Consider the following 17,126-nt stretch of genomic DNA (forward strand, 5'->3'; position numbering starts at 1 on the left):
TTATTCTTTATTTTGAGATGGAATTAATTTTTGAAACAGTTTTTGAAATACTTTTTGAATTGGAGCAAGTAATACATCCATATTAATCAAACCAATGTCATTCGTGGCTCGATAGGTCAATAAAATGGCTAATGGGGTCAGTATTATAGATGACATCCAAGAGCCTAAAAATGGGGATAATCCATCCTCCTGAGAAATCCTTTTCCCAAATGTGTTAATAAAGTGAAAGGATATAAAAATCAAAACAGCAAACACTATTGGTAGTCCAAGCCCTCCTTTTCGAATGATAGCTCCCAATGGGGCCCCAATAAAAAACATCAAAAAACAAGCATAAACGATTACAAATTTATCATTTAAGGATAATATGTGGCTGTTTATATTTTTCTTTTTGTTATCCAGTTCGCTTTTTGTGGCATCAATTGAATACATTAAACTTTGAATATTACTACTGGCAGCATTTAGAATTTCTGTTTTTTGTTTGTTGGAAAATAGAGATAATAAATTTTTAGTTATAGTTTTTTTCTTAGCAACTTCAGGGGCTTTATTATCTGTTAAAATGCCTAGTCTAGCAGCGCTATTTTCTGAGAATGAAATAATTTCAGTATCCCTATTTTTACTCAAGGAATCCAGTGTGTATTTCAAATCGCTTACATTAAGCATATTGTTTGTTGTAGAAACAGATTGGTCATTGTCTATTTTATTCAAATTAGACAGATCTATGTTTATACGGTATTTCTTAAAAGAGCTTTTGGCAAAAGGCAACTTGCTTCGATCTTCATACTTTTTTGGAACAATGTCTTGGTAATAATTTCCGTCATTAAGCACCAATTGTAAAATACTCGATTTGTCGCTACTAATCAATTCTCCATCTTTGGCTTTGATTACTGTTTTACTTCCGTCACCGTTTTGTGATTTTTCATGGATCGTTATTCCAGTTAAATGATTCCCATTTTCTCCCGATTTTTTATTGACTTTGATATTGTATAAACCAACGTCGCTAAATTGTCCTTCTGCAATAGCAAGTGCAGGTTTAGCTTGCGCAATGTTTTTTCTAAAATTAACAAACTTAAATTCGGCATAAGGTATTACATTATTGGCAAATAAAAATGCAATAACACTCAATATGGCAATAGAAACCGTCAAGCTTCTCATGGCTCTTTGTAGCGAAATTCCAGAAGATTTCATTGCTGCAAATTCATAATGTTCGGATAAACTTCCAAAAGACATAATGGCTGCCAATAAAATAGAAAGTGGGAGCACCAAAGGTACAATTCTTGGCATTGCAAGTATTAAAAATTTTAATACCATGAAAATATCCAAATCTTTCCCAGCTAGTTCAGCAATAAATAGCCAAACGGTTTGCAGAACGAACACAAAAAAAAGGATCACAAATACCGTTGTAAATGTGCCCAAAAAAGTTTTTAATAAGTATTTGTCTAGAATCTTCACCTAAATATTTAGTCTAATGTATTGATGTAATAATTGGGATATTTGCTTGCGGTAAATGTAAATTGATTTTTCGGTAATGGTTGATTTGTTTTAAAAGAATTAACGGTTAAAGTTGTTTTAGTTCCTTTTTTGCCTATTTCAATTACATTATAGATTGCGTTTGTTTTAGAATCGATGCCAAGTAAAATCTCTTTTCTTTGGTCTTTTGGGTTGGTCGGAATCAATTTGATATATTGTATTTTTTTGCCGCCTACATTTTGAACAATATCCATATTAAACTTATAACCCGTATTAAAAAAAGTCAACATTTTTGATGGAGTTATTGCCGAATCATCTTTTTCATTAACGGTTGAAATAGTAATTTCTTCATCTTCAGGAACAATTGTGTACGTTTTTTTTCCGTCAAAAATTTTCTTGATACCCATAAAATCCAGTACATATTGATTCCCTTTCATTACCACTTTGCCTTTACTGTCTTGATTAATGTTTTCTTTTGCATTGTTCAAGGAGTATTTAAAATCGATAGTGATGTTGTTGTAGCTTTTTACTTTAGATGTTACTTTGTCTAGCAAATCTTTAGCTTTTTTATCTTGCGATTGTGCCGAAAATCCAATAAAAAAAACGAATAAAAGGCTGATAAATTGTTTCATTGTTGTTTTGAATTGTGGTGTCATTTAATAATTATTTGCTGCAAAAGTACTCTTTTGTTGTTTATTATTTAGATATGAAATCTTCAGTAGTAGATTATGGCTTTTTGGGCGTGACTCTTTTTAGAAAAGGGGCTAACATTCATTGTCGCTATTAGCCCCTTTCCTAAAAAGAGTCGGGCTATTCGCGCTACTTCGGTAGCTAGCTTCTATCCCTCACGCATGTACGTTAATCAATAAATTTATTTTATTTATGAAAATTTAAAAAATATAAAAAACAAAAAATCAAAAGGGACTTTGAAATCCACTAATATTGTCAATTCTCTAAATCGAAAACAGCTTTCTGTAATCTATTTTATAACTTCTAACTTCTAACCTCTAAGCTCTAACCTCTAACTTTCATTACTAAAAAACTGATCCAACCCTGTCATGTCCTGTATGTTTACACTTCTAGCTTTGCTGCCCTCAAAAGGACCTACAATCCCAGCTGCTTCCAATTGATCGATTAATCGACCCGCTCTGTTGTATCCTAATTTTAGTTTTCGTTGTAATAAAGAAGCTGAGCCTTGTTGAGCATTTACGATAACTTCTGCTGCTTCTCTAAATAATGTGTCCCTATCAGATATGTCCATTTCCAAACTTATTCCACCATCTTCTCCTATAAATTCAGGAAGCAAATACGCGGTAGAATATGCTTTTTGCGAACCAATGAATTCAGTGATTTTTTCGACCTCTGGCGTATCTACAAATGCACATTGTACCCGAACCACATCATTACCATTTGTGTATAACATATCTCCACGACCTATTAATTGATCGGCTCCAGCGGTATCCAAAATTGTTCTTGAGTCGATTTTTGAGGTTACTCTAAAAGCGATTCTAGCCGGAAAGTTTGCTTTAATCAAACCGGTAATTACATTTACCGAAGGTCTTTGAGTGGCTATAATCAAATGAATACCAATAGCACGAGCCAGCTGAGCCAAACGCGCAATAGGAACCTCTACTTCTTTACCTGCAGTCATGATCAAATCGGCAAACTCGTCTACTACCAAAACAATATAAGGTAAAAAGCGGTGCCCATTTTCAGGATTCAATTTTCTAGCTTTAAACTTATCATTATACTCTTTAATATTTCTTACCATCGCATCCTTCAATAAAGAATAACGATTGTCCATTTCTACACAAAGTGAATTCAAAGTGGCTACAACCTTGGCATTATCAGTAATGATGGCATCTTCGGTATCTGGTAATTTTGCCAAGTAGTGTCTTTCTATTTTATTAAAAAGGGTAAGTTCTACTTTCTTAGGATCTACCAAGACAAACTTTACTTCTGCAGGATGTTTTTTGTATAGAAGCGAAGTTAATACAGCATTCAATCCAACTGATTTTCCCTGTCCTGTAGCACCCGCCATCAATAAGTGAGGCATTTTCGCAAGGTCAACTACAAAGGTTTCATTCGAGATGGTTTTTCCTAGCGCAATAGGCAATTCCATTTCGGCTTCTTGAAATTTGGCAGAACCAATCACACTTTTCATAGAAACCATCGTTGGATTCTTGTTTGGCACCTCAATACCAATTGTTCCTTTTCCGGGAATTGGAGCAATAATTCGAATCCCTAATGCCGAAAGAGACAATGCAATATCATCTTCTAAACTCTTAATTTTTGAAATTCTAATTCCTGCTTCGGGCACAATTTCATATAACGTTACCGAAGGACCAACAGTCGCTTTGATTTGCGCTATTTCTATTTTGTAATTGCGGAGTGTATCTACAATTCGGTTTTTGTTTTCTTCCAGTTCTTCCTGGTTGATTGTAATACCGCCAGTCGAATATTCTTTTAATAAATCGATGGTTGGGTATTTGTAATTGGATAAATCCAACGTAGGATCAAACAATCCAAAGTCTGAAACTAGGCGCGAAGCCAAGTTGTCCTCTATGATGTCTTCCTCAATCGCTTTTTCTATTACAAAGGCTTCCTCTTTGATATGAGAAACTTCAGGTTCAGCCATTGGAGTCACCTCCATAGAAATAGGTTTTAAGGTAGGCTCTAAATTGATTTGTGATGAATTTGAAATGGTTGGTTTTAAGGCTTCCTTATTGATTTCAAACTGAGAACCGGTTGTTTTCAAATGTATTTCATCCAATTCTTCATCCTGTTCTTCTACTGCAAATTCTTCTAAATTGTAAGCGCTGTCATTTGATGGTAGTACAGGACTTTTTGTCAAATCTTCTTTGATTTCATTTTTAGTTTTTTCAAAAAAGGATTGTACTTTTTCTGGCGAAACTTGAAGTTTGAAAATAATATAAATAATTAATCCAAAAACTAAAATCAATAAAGTTCCCGTTTTTCCAATATAATCTTGGAAAAATAAATTCAATTCATATCCAATAGTTCCTCCCAATTCTGGCAATGAAGTGGCGAAAAATCCAAATAATACCGACAGAATTATAATGACAAACAAATCCCAAAACCAAACACCTTTGAGTTTCATTATGGATAAATCCAAAATCAAGTACATACCAGTTAAGAAAAATAAACGAACAAAAAGAAATGAAGCGATTCCAAAACCTCTATATATTATAAAATCTGATAAATACGCTCCAAATTTACCTAGCCAGTTTTGAACTATTTCTTTTCTATTCGATAATTCGGTTACCGCACTTTGATCAATTTGTCCGTAAATGAAAAATGAAACAAAGGCAACGAATAAAGCTATTGAAAATAATACCAACAAAAAACCCAAAACAATTCGGTGTTGTTTGGATAATTTCCATGACCTTATACCTTTAGATTCTGCTTCGTTTTTTTTGTCTAAAGTTTCCTTTTTTGTAGATTTTGCCATTCTTAAATTAAATTGCGCCTATAAAAATTTTGGGATATAAATAATAAGACCAATTGCAATTGCTGTCAATGCTGCAAAAAATACAGCCCCAGCAGCAATATCTTTAATGAAACCTATTCTTTCATGGTAATTGGGGTGAATAAAATCGGCAATTTTTTCAACTGCAGTATTCAATCCTTCAATACTCATTATTAGACCAATTGCCATGGTTTGAAAAAGCCATTCGGTAGTGGTAATATGATAATAAAAACCGGCTATGGTCATAATGATTCCAATAGAAAATTGAACCATAATACTGTGCTCGGTGGTAATTAATTTTACAGCGCCTTGAAAAGCAAATTTCATGCTTTTCAATCGGCCTGTAAATAAAGTGTTGTCTTTTTGGAATTCCATATTTTTTTTTAAAGTGCGGCTAAAGCTGCTTCATAATTAGGTTCGTTTGCAATTTCACCTACTTGTTCTGTATGAGTTACTACTCCGTTTTCATCAACAACAATGATAACACGAGAATGCAATCCAGCCAATGGACCGTCTACAATATCTAAACCATTGCTTTTTCCGAAAGATCCTTCTTGAAAATCAGATAAGTTGACAACATTTTCTAGACCTTCCGCACCACAAAAACGTTTTTGTGCAAATGGTAAATCTCTAGATATGCATAAAACGGTTGTGTTTGCCAAGTTGCTTGCACTTTCATTAAATTTTCTAACAGAAGTAGCACAAGTTCCTGTGTCAATACTTGGAAAAATATTCAAAACTAATTTTTTACCTGCAAAAGTGCTTAAATCAGCAACCGATAAATCATTTTGAACTAATTTAAAATCAGCAAGTTTAGAACCTACTTTTGGTAATTCACCTGAAGTGTGTATTGGATTTCCTCCTAATGTTATTGTAGCCATGATGTTTGTTTTTTAATGAGGTTCAAAAGTAAGGATTAATATTTGAAACTGAAAGAATTTGTTGTTAGTTGTGGGTTTTGGGTTTTGGGTTTTGGGTTTTGAGCTTTCGGTTGTGTGTGTCTTTGAAACTAGAAACTTGATTTTTGATCAAAAAAGTTCTTCTTTTTGCGAGAAGGATGGAAGCTGGCTACCGAAGTAGCGCATACAGCCTGACAGCATAAAGGGAAGTGGCCGAATGTGCGGTATCTAGATTTGGCCACTTTTCTTTTTGGTGTCTCGCCCAAACGAACTTTTGCGAACTGACGAAGGAAATTATTCTTAAATAAAAAAAACGCACTCTGAAATGGAGTACGTTTTGCTATGCTTGTCAAATGATTTTATTTATCGATAGAACCAAGAACTCTTTTCATAAAAGTGTTTAAGGCTTCTTTTTTGTCGGTTCCGTCTTTAATCAATTTATGAACTTCAAGTGCACCATACATATTTGAAATTAATTCTCCTATGACATCCAGTTCTTCATCTTTTAATGAGGCAATTTCGGTCATGGCTTCCAATACTTCGATAGTTTCGATGATGTAATCTTGATCGTTTTCTTGTATGAATTGGGTTAAGTGTTTTATTACGGGTAACTTCATAAGTTGTGAGGTTGGATTTTAGAGGTTAGAAATAATGTAATTCCTTTAAAATCTAACCTCTAACTTAATTATAGTATTTCTTGTACCAATTCTGTTAAAACTTCTTGTTTATTGGTTTGGGTCTCGTTGACCAATTTTCCGTTCACAAAAGTGGCAAAAGTAGGCAAGTTGCTTACATTGGCTAGTTTTCGTGATTCTGGAGAATTTTCGGCATCGACCAAAACAAATGTCAAAGCTTCGTTTTCTGAAGCTAATTTTTTGAATTTTGGTTTCATGATTCTACAGTTTCCACACCATGAGGCCGAAAATTGAACTACCACTTTTTCGTTTTGGGCTATTAAAGCCCCTAACGTATCTTCGTTTAATTCGATTAACATAGATTTTTAAATTTCAATGTCAATTTCAATAACAATGGCAATTCTTAACTATTGAAATTGCCATTGTCATTGCCATTGATATTATTAGTTAAGACTTAGGTATTCAGCAGTACTTTTTCTATCAGCATTCATCGCTTCTTTACCAGCTTCCCAGTTTGCAGGGCATACTTCACCTTTTTCTTGTATGTGTGTATATGCATCAACCATACGCAAGTATTCGTTTACATTACGACCTAGTGGCATATCGTTTACACTTTCGTGGAAGATTTTACCAGTCTCATCAATTAAGTAAGTAGCTCTAAAAGTAACATTTGAACCTTCAATGATAACAGAATCAGTTTCTTCGCTATATTCAGTTGAATCAATATCAAGAATTCCTAATATGTTAGATAGGTTTCTGTTGGTATCAGCAAGAATTGGATAAGTAACACCTTCGATTCCACCATTGTTTTTTGGAGTATTCAACCAAGCAAAGTGAACTTCGTTGGTATCACAAGAAGCACCGATTACAATTGTATTTCTTTTTTCGAATTCTGGTAATGCAGCTTGAAAAGCGTGTAATTCAGTTGGACATACAAAAGTAAAATCTTTGGGGTACCAAAACAAAAGTACTTTTTTATTGTTTTTTGTAGCTTCTTCAAAAATGTTGATTTTTAAATTATCTCCCATTTCTGAGATAGCGTCTACTGCAATACTTGGGAATTTTTTACCTACTAATGACATGTTTTATAAATTTTAATGGTTTGTTTTTTTAACTGCTGCAAATATAAGGCATATTAAAAGGTTGATTAAATAAATATTAATTATTAATATTTATTTAACAATAGCAAACAACTATAGTGACGGGTTAAATTGCGGTAATTGAGACAGGTAAGCTGCCTTTTCCTTTTTTGTCTTCTAATAATTGTTCGGCTGCACTTTCTTGGAATTCTTTAAAATCTTGATACATTTCTACAATACCGTTGGTTTGATCTAAGTTTGGTATGACTTGCAAAGCATATGGATTTCCAAATACGTATAAAATACATTTTTTGGTTTGAAATAATTGTCCTAAAAATGCTAAGATAGAATCCTCTAATTCGAATTTATTAAGTGGTTTGGCTTTTGGGACAAATAATGAAATCAGTACGGTGTCAAAAGGCTTTAAATCTTCAATTAAAGTAGTTTCAAAAAGGTCATTTGCATTTTCTATAGCATATTCAGGTGATGGCAAGATAGAAGCTAAACTTTTAAAAAATGGATTATCAATGGTTTTGTAGACACTCAATTTGGCCAAGCGTTCTCTATTTTTAGCATCAAAAAGAACGACAGAACTATTATTGTCTTTAAGATCAGTAATACAATAATCGGCTATTTTTCGATTTAAATCAGAAGTAATTTTAAAGTCAAAATCACGAGTAATGATAGGTTCTGTTTCAAAAAGACCAGCTTTTTGTTTGCATTTCAGGATACGATTCAAACTCGCTTCAATTCGTTCTGGCGTAGCATTCTTGAGGATTTCCTGAATGCCTTCTGCTACGTTTTCGGCAAAACACAGCACATCGTTTCCAGCATTGAAGGCTTCCCATTCCAGTTGCCCCTTAACATCATATAATTTTGAAACGCTATGCATGTTCAAAGCATCCGAAATAATCAAACCATCATAACCCAATTGCTGACGCAGTAATTTTTCAATTATATTTTTGGATAATGTGGCGGAGGTTTCTTTTCCATCATTCAAAGAAGGAACAGCCAAATGTCCTATCATAATAGAGTCAACATGATTCTCTATTCCTTTTATAAATGGTACCAATTCATTTTCGAGTAATTCTTCGAGACTTTCCTGTAAAACCGGTAATCCTAAATGCGAATCGACACTGGTATTGCCATGTCCAGGAAAGTGTTTGAGACAGCCCAAAATTCCAACATCAGACATTCCGCGAAGGTATTCCATAGCATATTGAGCTACTTTATCTTTATTGGATCCAAACGAACGATACCCAATTACGGGATTCTTGGGGTTGTTATTAATGTCAGCCAATGGGGCTAAATTATAATGAATCCCTGCCGATTTTAAATCCAATGCAATTTGTTTTCCAACTTCGTAAACCAAATCTATTTTTCTTTCGGGCAAAGCGCCAAGAGTAATGGCATACGGATATTGCGGCGTTTTTTCGACACGCATCGCCAATCCCCATTCGGCATCAATGCTCATCAATAGGGGAGTGGTGGCACATTTTTGATAGCGCACAATCAGGTCTTTCAATCGCTGAAAACTATCGTCGTTGAATTCCACTTTTTTCTTAGATTCGTAATTAGTAGCCGCACTGGCTCTGCTGTGAAAAAAAGTCAATCCACCAATGTTGTGTTCTTTGATTAATCGCTCTGTTTCCTGAATGTTCTCTTCCGTGTCGTTGATAAAAACGGCAGGGAAAAAGAATTGTCCTATTTTTTGTTCTAGTGTCATTTTGAAATGAATATTAGATTAAAGTTGAGACACAGATTTCACAAATTTACACAGATTAAATTCTCGAAATAATCTGTAAAACTTTTCAATTTAGGATATCGATGTTCAATTTAATTTTGGTAAAAAGTTAATAAATCTTAATTCGACAGAAGGCTTCTGTCGTTTTGAGTTGAATTGATTATCATTAATTTGTAATTGCGCAGAAGCCTTCTGCGTAATTGAATCTATTTGACTCATTAATTTCAATTTAGTCAACTGTGTTGACGAAATTGAAGTTGCGTAAACTTTATTGGAAGAACTCGCTCTGTTTTAAAGCCCTTCCTTATAAATATATTCATATAGACTTTATAGTTTATAAAAAAAAATCTGTGCAAATTTGTGAAATCTGTGTTCTATTTACTTTTTTTGGGATAACGAATCATTCTCCTTCACTTTCTTACCAAATTCCGCTGGATAAATCAAAAACTGCGATAAAATCAATCCAGGAATAGTGGCACAAAACACCCAAATAAAGAAATTGCCATAGCCTAAATATTGCTGTATAAAACCACTTGCCATACCTGGAAGCATCATTCCCAAAGCCATAAATCCTGTTGCAATAGAGTAGTGAGAAGTTTTTGATTCTCCTTCAGCAACATAAATTAAGTACATCATAAAGGCCGCAAAACCAAAACCGTATCCAAACTGTTCTGCAATAACTGTGGCATAAATATAGTGAACAGAAGCTGGATGAAAATGAGCTAATAAAACAAACCCAATTATAGGTAAATGCATGGCCAAAAACATCGGTAACATCCATTTTCGTAATCCTCCTTTGGAGATGGCTATTCCGCCCAAAATTCCACCTACAACAAGTGCTGCTACTCCAAATGTTCCGTATATTATCCCCACATCTTCGGTGGTCAATCCCATTCCTCCTTTGGCTTTTTCATCAATCAAGAAAGGAGTCAGCATTTTTAATAATTGCGATTCTCCCAATCGGAAAAGTAATATGAAAGCTAATACAAGACCAATTTGTTTCTTTTGAAAAAAAGTAGCAAACACTTCACCAAAACTAGCCTTGTGAATTACTTCAGCTTCCGTGATTTCCTCCACTTTAGGTGTCGTAAAAAAGTTATATATCGTTAAAAAAGCCATAATCAACGCTACAACAATCATTGTGTAGGACCAAGCCTTAGTTTTGTCGCCAAATTTTTGCTCCAAAAAACCTCCAAGAATTACAATCAATCCATTGGCAGTAAGCATCGAAAGGCGGTAAAACGTACTTCGAATCCCTAAGAAAAAGGATTGCTGATCTTTGGATAAAGCCAACATATAAAAGCCATCACTCGCCACATCATTGGATGCCGAGGCAAATGCCGCTACCCAAAAAAGTGCTAAACTCAACATAAAAAAATGATTCATCGGAATGGTCAATCCCACAATCAAGAATGCAATGGCAATCACCAATTGCATCGCTAGGAACCATTTTCTTTTGGTGGCATACAAATCGATAAAAGGACTCCAAAGCGGTTTGATTACCCAAGGCAAGTACAATAAACTGGTGTAAACGCCAATGTCTTCATTAGCAACCCCTAGACTTTTGTACATAATTACCGAAACCGAAATAATAATGGCATACGGAAAACCCGAAGCAAAATTTAAAAACGGAATCCAATACCACGGTTTGTTGTCTTTCATTTTTTTATAATGTTTAATCGTTTAAATTGTTTAAAGTTAAATTGTTAAATTGTTTGGATTTGGCAAATAGTAATTGTAAATCAAAAATTATAGGATCATATAATTTCGTCTAGCACCTTTGTCAAAGTTTAAAACTTTGACAAAGGTTAGAGATTCATCAAGACTTTATTAATGTTTCTTTTTTAAATAACCATTAAAATTTTGATTGTCTAAACGGCTTAGTAATTAAACCATTTTAAACTTTTATTTTGTTTGTGTTTCTACTTGCAAATCGATTATGGTTTCTGGACTTTCGTTGGCATAATAATCTACGAAGGTGAAGGCAAAAGCCGTTTTTCCTATCATTTTATAATCCGCTACTTCGATGTTGAATGCTTCATTTTCTTCTGTTACGGCAATTTTGTCTAGAATTTGACTGGCATCATTGATGTTGATTTTCGAAACATCTTTGGCGCCATACACCACTATATATCTAACTTTTGCCAACTGTTTTGGTTTCTGAAACGAAACATAATAACTGCTGGTATCCTTAGTGATGGAATTGATCAATAAACTCTCTGTAATCGCTTTTTTGAAGTTGGGTACAGGTAAAGGAAGTGCTGGATATTTGTATTCATAATCTTGAAGCACCTTGACCACATCTTGGTTTTTGTTTATAAACCATTTGGCACTAAAAAATCCGTTTCCTTGTACATTATCATAACTGCGGGTGAGGTCAATTTGGTTTGGAATTTCATATTTATTATTCCAATGTTTGTCTGAATCGGCTTTGATTTTATAAGAGCTGTTTCCTACGTATAATGCGGTGTTGCTCGGTACATTCTCAGACCACCATTTGATTAATTTGGCATACGAAGCTGTTTTGTGGTCAATACTCCAGTACAATTGTGGCACGATGTAATCAATCCAATTGTTTTGCATCCAGTCAACGGGATCGGCGTATAAATCATCATAATTGGTTTGTCCTGAAGATGTATCGGAACCTTTAGGATCAACCGATTTGTTACGCCAAACGCCAAACGGACTGATTCCAAATTGTACCCAAGGTTTTAATTTTTTGATGTTAGCAGAAATATTTTTGACAAAAGTGGTCACATTCAATCGTCTCCAATCCGCCAATGAAAGCCCGTTTCCAAACTTTTGATAGGAAGCAGTATCATTAAATTCAATTCCTTTTATTTTGTACGGATAAAAATAATCATCAAAATGTATCGCGTCAATATCGTATTTAATGACCACCTCATCCACAATAGAGGTTAAGTGTTGCTGCACTTCGGGCAGGGCAGGGTTGTAGTAGTATTTGCCACCATATTCAATCATCCATTCGGGATGTTTGTAAAAATCATGGTTGGGACTCAAAGTTTCGGTTTTCAAATCAAAAGTGGCACGGTAAGGATTGAGCCAGGCATGAAATTCAAAACCACGAGCGTGAGCTTCGGTAATCATCCATTCGAGTACATCATAATTAGGATTAGGCGTTTTCCCTTCTCTTCCTGTCAGATAACGGGACCATGGAGCGAGCATCGTTGGATATACCGCATCACCCACAGAACGAATTTGCACAATCACCGCATTGTAATTCAGTTTTTGATAAGTGTCTAGAATCTCGATGAAGTCGGTTTTTTGTTTCTCCACGGAGTCAGTACTGCTTTTAGGCCAGTCAATGTTGACCACCGTGGCAATCCATACGGCTCTGAATTCGTTTTTGGGGTGCATCTCCCTTTTTTGGGCCTGTCCAATGACAGCAAAAAACAGAAGGTATATAGTTGGGAATAACAGGGACTTCTTTACAATCATTTTTACTCTTTTTATCCAGCATTCAAAAGTAGTTTTTTTAGCTAAGTTTATTAAATTAATTACCAATAAAATTCGGATTTGCTTTTTGGTTTTGCAGTATTGCTAAAAAGAATCTTTATGCGCCTGATCCAGCTATCCGCTATAGCCCTCGATTGCAACCCTTTTTTTACTAGCCACTACAGGAGCTTCCTGCGGTCGCTCTGTATCGGCTGTAAAAAATAGTGTTCCAATTCTCGGGGCTGCCGCTACTATCTGGGGCGGGGCATTGGTGCATTGATGGAACTTTTAGTTTATTTTAAAAATGCTTAATTCTAAAAATATTAACGGAAAAAGTCGGGAGACTTTTGACACATTTACGGTTTTTAAGAACTTTAAAAAAAACGCAAAGTCGGGAGACTTTGCGGAGCAACTACACTTTGCGCAGCTGGGGACCGTAAAAATCCATCCGAAGCAGGTAACTACTTGTCCGAAGATTGCAAATGGCATTCAGAAGCATGTAACAGGGGTTCAGAAGCATGTAACAGGGGTTCAGAAGCATGCATCAGGCGTTCCGAAGACCGTATCAGGCATCCCGAAGCTTGCATCAGGGCATACTTTTTTCTTTGGATGCCCTATTTTGCTGGGCGGAGTATAAAAAGGGTTGAAATGAATACAATTTACGTTTTGGAAGTTTGTAACTATTATTTTCTATGTTTGGGAAATGGCACAACTACTATTCACAGAAAAAGTCGGGAGACTTTTGACACGTTTACGGTTTTTAAGAACTTTAAAAAAAAAACGCAAAGTCAGAGACATTTGCGGAGCTGGGGAGTCAACAAAATAAACGCGAAGCATCTACATTTGCGGAGCGGGGAACATTTCGTAGAGCGGGTGTTACTCTAATTCATCTATAACTTTTTTGTCAATTATTGTTTTTCTACTATTTAGTAAATATGCATTTAGATAATCTGCCATATCAAGCAATCTTTTTAAATGTTCTTTAGTGATTTTTTTCATGAAAGTAGTATGAATAACTCCATAATCTATATGAAAATCTATTATAATTTCATACCAACCTTTCTTACTATTATATTCTGCACAAACTTTCATTTTATTTAAACTGTCTATCACCCCATCTCTAAAATCTTCCGGCACCTCGTCTATTCTGTTTTTAGTCTCGATGCCACTTTGTGTATTCTCATACCAAGTATAATAATCTTGATTACTATCAACATATTCAATCCACTTTTTATAATCAAGTTTAGTTTTGATTAGGCGTGACTGTTCATATTTTTCCATTGCAATATCTGGGTCTTTGATAGCGTTCAGTTTTTTTAGTTTCATAACCTTTTATTTAATGAAATTTTCCAATGCATTAATTTTATATGTTATATCAGGATTATACTGTGATAATTTTTTTATCCATTCAGTTTCTAATTCAGGAGTAATATTTGTTTTTGGCATATAAATATGAATTTCGGCTTTTTTATAAGTTATTTTTTTACCATTCCAGCTAATCCCTTTATTGGGAGCTGTTCCCATATTTCCACTCAAATTTTCAATATTATCTTTAACAGCTTTAGTACCTAGCCAACTATCAACATTTTTAGTTGTAGTTGTTTTCATTGAAACCCGCTCTGCGAAGTCCCCGCTCTGCGAAGTCTCCCGACTTCGAACTTTTTTTAAATGTTCTTGTAAAATGTAAATCTAATAAAAGTCTCCCGACTTTTCCCGTAAACATCTTATAAATTCAAAACGTTTTATTATAAATCGAAACGCTCCCACTTTAAATAAAAATAAAAAAACTACAAAATAATAGAACTGTTACTTTGTAGCTTTTTATAACTTTTGAAATGCATATTATTCTAAAGATATTTACGGAAATAGTTGGGAGACTTTTGACACGTTTACGTTTTTAAGAACTTTAAAAAAAACGCAAAGTCGTGAGACTTCGCGGAGCAGCTACACTTCGCGGAGCGGGGGGTGCAACTACACTTCGTGGAGCTGGTGGTTTGTTATTTTGTAGTTTTTTATGATGATTTGAAACGCATATCATTCTGAAGACATTTACGGAAAAAGTCGGGAGACTTTTGACGTGTTTACGGTTTTTAAGAACTTTATTAAAAAACGCAAAGTCATGAGACTTCGCGGAGCATGGGGGTCGGGAGACTTTTGGCATGTTTACGATTTTCAAGAATTTTTAAAGAAAACGCAAAGTCATGAGATTTTGCGGAGCGGGGCTCATTAGTAGTGATCAAGCTGTCCGATGACTGTAAAAATCCATCCAAAGCAGGTAATTACTTGTCCGAAGATTGCAAATGGCATTCAGAAGCATGTAACAGGGGTTCCGAAGCATGCATCAGGCGTTCCGAAGACCGTATCAGGCATCCCGAAGCTCGTATCAGGCATTCCGAAGCTCGTATCAGGGCATACTTTTTTCTTTGGATGCCCTATTTTGCTGGGCGGAGTATAAAAAGGGTTGAAATGAATACAATTTACGTTTTGGAAGTTTGTAACTATTATTTTCTGTATTTGGGAAATGGTACAACTACTATTCACGGTAAAAGTCGGGAGACTTTTGACATATTTACGGTTTTCAAGAACATTTAAAAAACGCAAAGTCATGAGACTTCGCGGAGCGGGGGGGTTTATTAATTTAGATTCTTTACTCCAATTTCCATCATAATAAGCCTCTAAAGTTGAAACGTTACCATGTAGTTTGCCTGTAATTCTATATAATGTATCTATTCCATTATAATTATAGATATAATAGCTGTATTCCATTTTAATATGATTGAATTGAATTTATATTTTGAGGTAACTTTATAGCATCTGAATTTTTAATCATTTGCTGTTCTAATTTTATAGCCTGAGCAGAGTGACTATACTTCGCGGAGCTGGTTACAAACTAGCAATCTCAATTATTTCATCTAATAATTTTTCTTCATTAAAATTGAAATGCGCATATTGTGTGATTGCAAAAGATGTTTTTAATTTATTTAATGCTTCTTGTTTGTTGCTAGTCTCTAATTCTGCTTTAATGTTTTCAAAAAATTGATAAGCAGGTTTATTACTATTTTTAAGTAGTATTATTAATTCCTCTAGTTTTTTTTCTAATTCTGTTTTTACGATATTCTGATTAATTCCTGCAATCTTATTCAATTCTTCGAAGCTATGACTGTCTAAAAAATCAATTACTTTCATACATTTTTCATACATAAAATATCCCTGAAACTTACTTTCTACCTCACCTTTATAATAATCTCGTAAGTAATTGTATTTTGAATTTTGATTTAGTTTGGCAGAGATTAAGCCTTTTATAATTCTCCAACCCAGATCATCACAATAAATTACTTTTTCGGCTGGATTTTCATTTAGTAACTTATCAATTGCATCTACAGAATTATATTTTTCAAAAAATGGTACAGCATATTCTTGATAAAACTTTGTGACTATCTTCCCCCACTCCACAATATCTTCTTGGGTTTTGATTTTGTAATTATAATTTGTTTCTCCAAAGTAATCAGAAATTCTAACACCCAAAGTACTTCCGTAATCATTCGGAATGATAGGTATTTCATCTAATGCGTTGAATAAAATTTTCTGAACTGGAAAAATACCAAGTCCGATAGAGCAAGAAGTTTTAAATTCATCTATATAATTTGCGACCCCAAAACCCAGTCTGAAAAATTGAATATCCTTAGTTAGAGAAAATTCACAACCTTGACTTTCAGACTTTGATTTATATCCCAACGGTTTTAATAGATTTTCAAACTCTTTTTTTAATTCTTTTTTTACTTCGCTGTAATTCATATTTATTTTATTCTTGGTCTTATTAAATACTGAGTAAAATCAGTAGTAGAGCTGTTTACCCAAAATTCTACATTAGCTTCTAATTGAATTTGAGCTTTCCCATTTACAAAATCTTCAAAACCAAAAGCATCTGTTGCCTGCTTGCCTCTCATTTCAACTTTCGTGATTTTTCCAGCTGTGGCATTGTCATCAATCATTTTATATATTGGTTGTTGGTTTTGGGTGCAGGTACTTGTTAGGTCGGCTTTGTTTACTAAATCTGTTTTGGCTGTTTTGGCATCAATTACTTTATATTTTTTTATTCCACCCACCTCTATTTGTATGAGATTGTCAGGTATAATTGTTTTTGTTTTTGTAACCCCATTTTCAACATAGGTTACGTCTAAAGTAATTTGATTTTCCCGCTCTGCGAAGTCTCCCGACTTCGTACTTTTTTTAAATGTTCTTTTAAAGCAGTAAATCTAATAAAAGTCTCCCGACTTTTTCCGTGAACATATGATGAATCTAAAGTATTTCAGGAATTTTAAAAATGAACAATAAAATTAATACAAATTGTATTTG

Annotated in this window: 17 protein-coding genes; 2 read left to right on the forward strand and 15 right to left on the reverse strand. The window is 34.2% G+C overall.

The features are described from left to right. The 11 genes from OZP06_RS14555 to OZP06_RS14605 all read right to left on the reverse strand — a co-directional run bounded on the left by OZP06_RS14555 (position 1) and on the right by OZP06_RS14605 (position 12,692). A complete protein-coding gene (locus OZP06_RS14555; RefSeq protein WP_281323898.1) occupies positions 1-1,449 on the reverse strand; it encodes an LptF/LptG family permease in 1,449 nt (482 codons plus the stop codon). Between the two features lie 8 nt (positions 1,450-1,457). Further along, a complete protein-coding gene (locus tag OZP06_RS14560; protein ID WP_281240367.1) occupies positions 1,458-2,099 on the reverse strand; it encodes an outer membrane lipoprotein carrier protein LolA in 642 nt (213 codons plus the stop codon). Positions 2,100-2,488: 389 nt separating this feature from the next. Then, positions 2,489-4,939: a DNA translocase FtsK gene (locus OZP06_RS14565; protein ID WP_281323899.1), complete on the reverse strand. Its 2,451-nt coding sequence runs from the start codon at positions 4,937-4,939 to the stop codon at positions 2,489-2,491. 18 nt (positions 4,940-4,957) lie between these two features. Next, complete coding sequence (locus tag OZP06_RS14570) at positions 4,958-5,332, reverse strand: diacylglycerol kinase family protein (RefSeq protein ID WP_269222508.1); 375 nt, start codon at positions 5,330-5,332, stop codon at positions 4,958-4,960. A gap of 8 nt (positions 5,333-5,340) precedes the next feature. Next, positions 5,341-5,838 (reverse strand): thiol peroxidase, encoded by a 498-nt coding sequence (gene tpx, locus OZP06_RS14575; protein ID WP_269222509.1) that lies wholly within the window; start codon positions 5,836-5,838, stop codon positions 5,341-5,343. A 377-nt stretch (positions 5,839-6,215) separates the two neighbouring features. After that, on the reverse strand, positions 6,216-6,473 hold the full coding sequence (locus OZP06_RS14580; RefSeq protein ID WP_269222510.1) for a hypothetical protein: 258 nt from the start codon (positions 6,471-6,473) through the stop codon (positions 6,216-6,218). A 68-nt stretch (positions 6,474-6,541) separates the two neighbouring features. Then, positions 6,542-6,850 carry a thioredoxin family protein gene (locus OZP06_RS14585; protein ID WP_281323900.1) on the reverse strand — a complete coding sequence of 103 codons (309 nt, stop codon included), beginning with the start codon at positions 6,848-6,850 and terminating at the stop codon, positions 6,542-6,544. A gap of 84 nt (positions 6,851-6,934) precedes the next feature. Beyond that, the gene (locus tag OZP06_RS14590; RefSeq protein ID WP_269222511.1) at positions 6,935-7,573 is read right to left on the reverse strand and encodes a peroxiredoxin; all 639 of its coding nucleotides are present in this window, start codon (positions 7,571-7,573) and stop codon (positions 6,935-6,937) included. Positions 7,574-7,697: 124 nt separating this feature from the next. Next, on the reverse strand, positions 7,698-9,296 hold the full coding sequence (locus OZP06_RS14595) for a glycoside hydrolase family 3 N-terminal domain-containing protein (protein ID WP_281323901.1): 1,599 nt from the start codon (positions 9,294-9,296) through the stop codon (positions 7,698-7,700). A gap of 396 nt (positions 9,297-9,692) precedes the next feature. Beyond that, entirely contained in the window at positions 9,693-10,976 is a 1,284-nt protein-coding gene (locus tag OZP06_RS14600) for an MFS transporter (RefSeq protein WP_269222512.1), read from the reverse strand. A 243-nt stretch (positions 10,977-11,219) separates the two neighbouring features. After that, positions 11,220-12,692: a family 10 glycosylhydrolase gene (locus tag OZP06_RS14605; RefSeq protein ID WP_348651434.1), complete on the reverse strand. Its 1,473-nt coding sequence runs from the start codon at positions 12,690-12,692 to the stop codon at positions 11,220-11,222. Between the two features lie 382 nt (positions 12,693-13,074). Between OZP06_RS14605 and OZP06_RS14610 the strand changes: the two genes are divergently transcribed. Continuing rightward, positions 13,075-13,407: a hypothetical protein gene (locus tag OZP06_RS14610; protein WP_269222514.1), complete on the forward strand. Its 333-nt coding sequence runs from the start codon at positions 13,075-13,077 to the stop codon at positions 13,405-13,407. Positions 13,408-13,646: 239 nt separating this feature from the next. On the opposite strand, the gene OZP06_RS14615 is transcribed toward OZP06_RS14610, so the two are convergent. Then, on the reverse strand, positions 13,647-14,096 hold the full coding sequence (locus tag OZP06_RS14615; RefSeq protein WP_269222515.1) for a hypothetical protein: 450 nt from the start codon (positions 14,094-14,096) through the stop codon (positions 13,647-13,649). A gap of 6 nt (positions 14,097-14,102) precedes the next feature. Beyond that, positions 14,103-14,378: a hypothetical protein gene (locus OZP06_RS14620; protein WP_269222516.1), complete on the reverse strand. Its 276-nt coding sequence runs from the start codon at positions 14,376-14,378 to the stop codon at positions 14,103-14,105. Positions 14,379-15,236: 858 nt separating this feature from the next. On the opposite strand from OZP06_RS14620, the gene OZP06_RS14625 reads away from it, so the two are divergent. Beyond that, positions 15,237-15,362, forward strand: coding sequence for a hypothetical protein (locus OZP06_RS14625; protein WP_269222517.1), 126 nt, complete (start codon positions 15,237-15,239; stop codon positions 15,360-15,362). A gap of 291 nt (positions 15,363-15,653) precedes the next feature. Here OZP06_RS14625 and OZP06_RS14630 read toward each other — a convergent pair whose 3' ends face one another. Both OZP06_RS14630 and OZP06_RS14635 read right to left on the reverse strand, forming a co-directional pair. Then, positions 15,654-16,565, reverse strand: coding sequence for a hypothetical protein (locus OZP06_RS14630; protein WP_281323903.1), 912 nt, complete (start codon positions 16,563-16,565; stop codon positions 15,654-15,656). A gap of 2 nt (positions 16,566-16,567) precedes the next feature. After that, on the reverse strand, positions 16,568-16,876 hold the full coding sequence (locus OZP06_RS14635) for a hypothetical protein (RefSeq protein WP_269222519.1): 309 nt from the start codon (positions 16,874-16,876) through the stop codon (positions 16,568-16,570). Positions 16,877-17,126: the final 250 nt, after the last annotated feature.

Source organism: Flavobacterium sp. IMCC34518 (assembly GCF_027111095.2).
GTDB classification, from domain to species: Bacteria; Bacteroidota; Bacteroidia; order Flavobacteriales; family Flavobacteriaceae; genus Flavobacterium; species Flavobacterium praedii.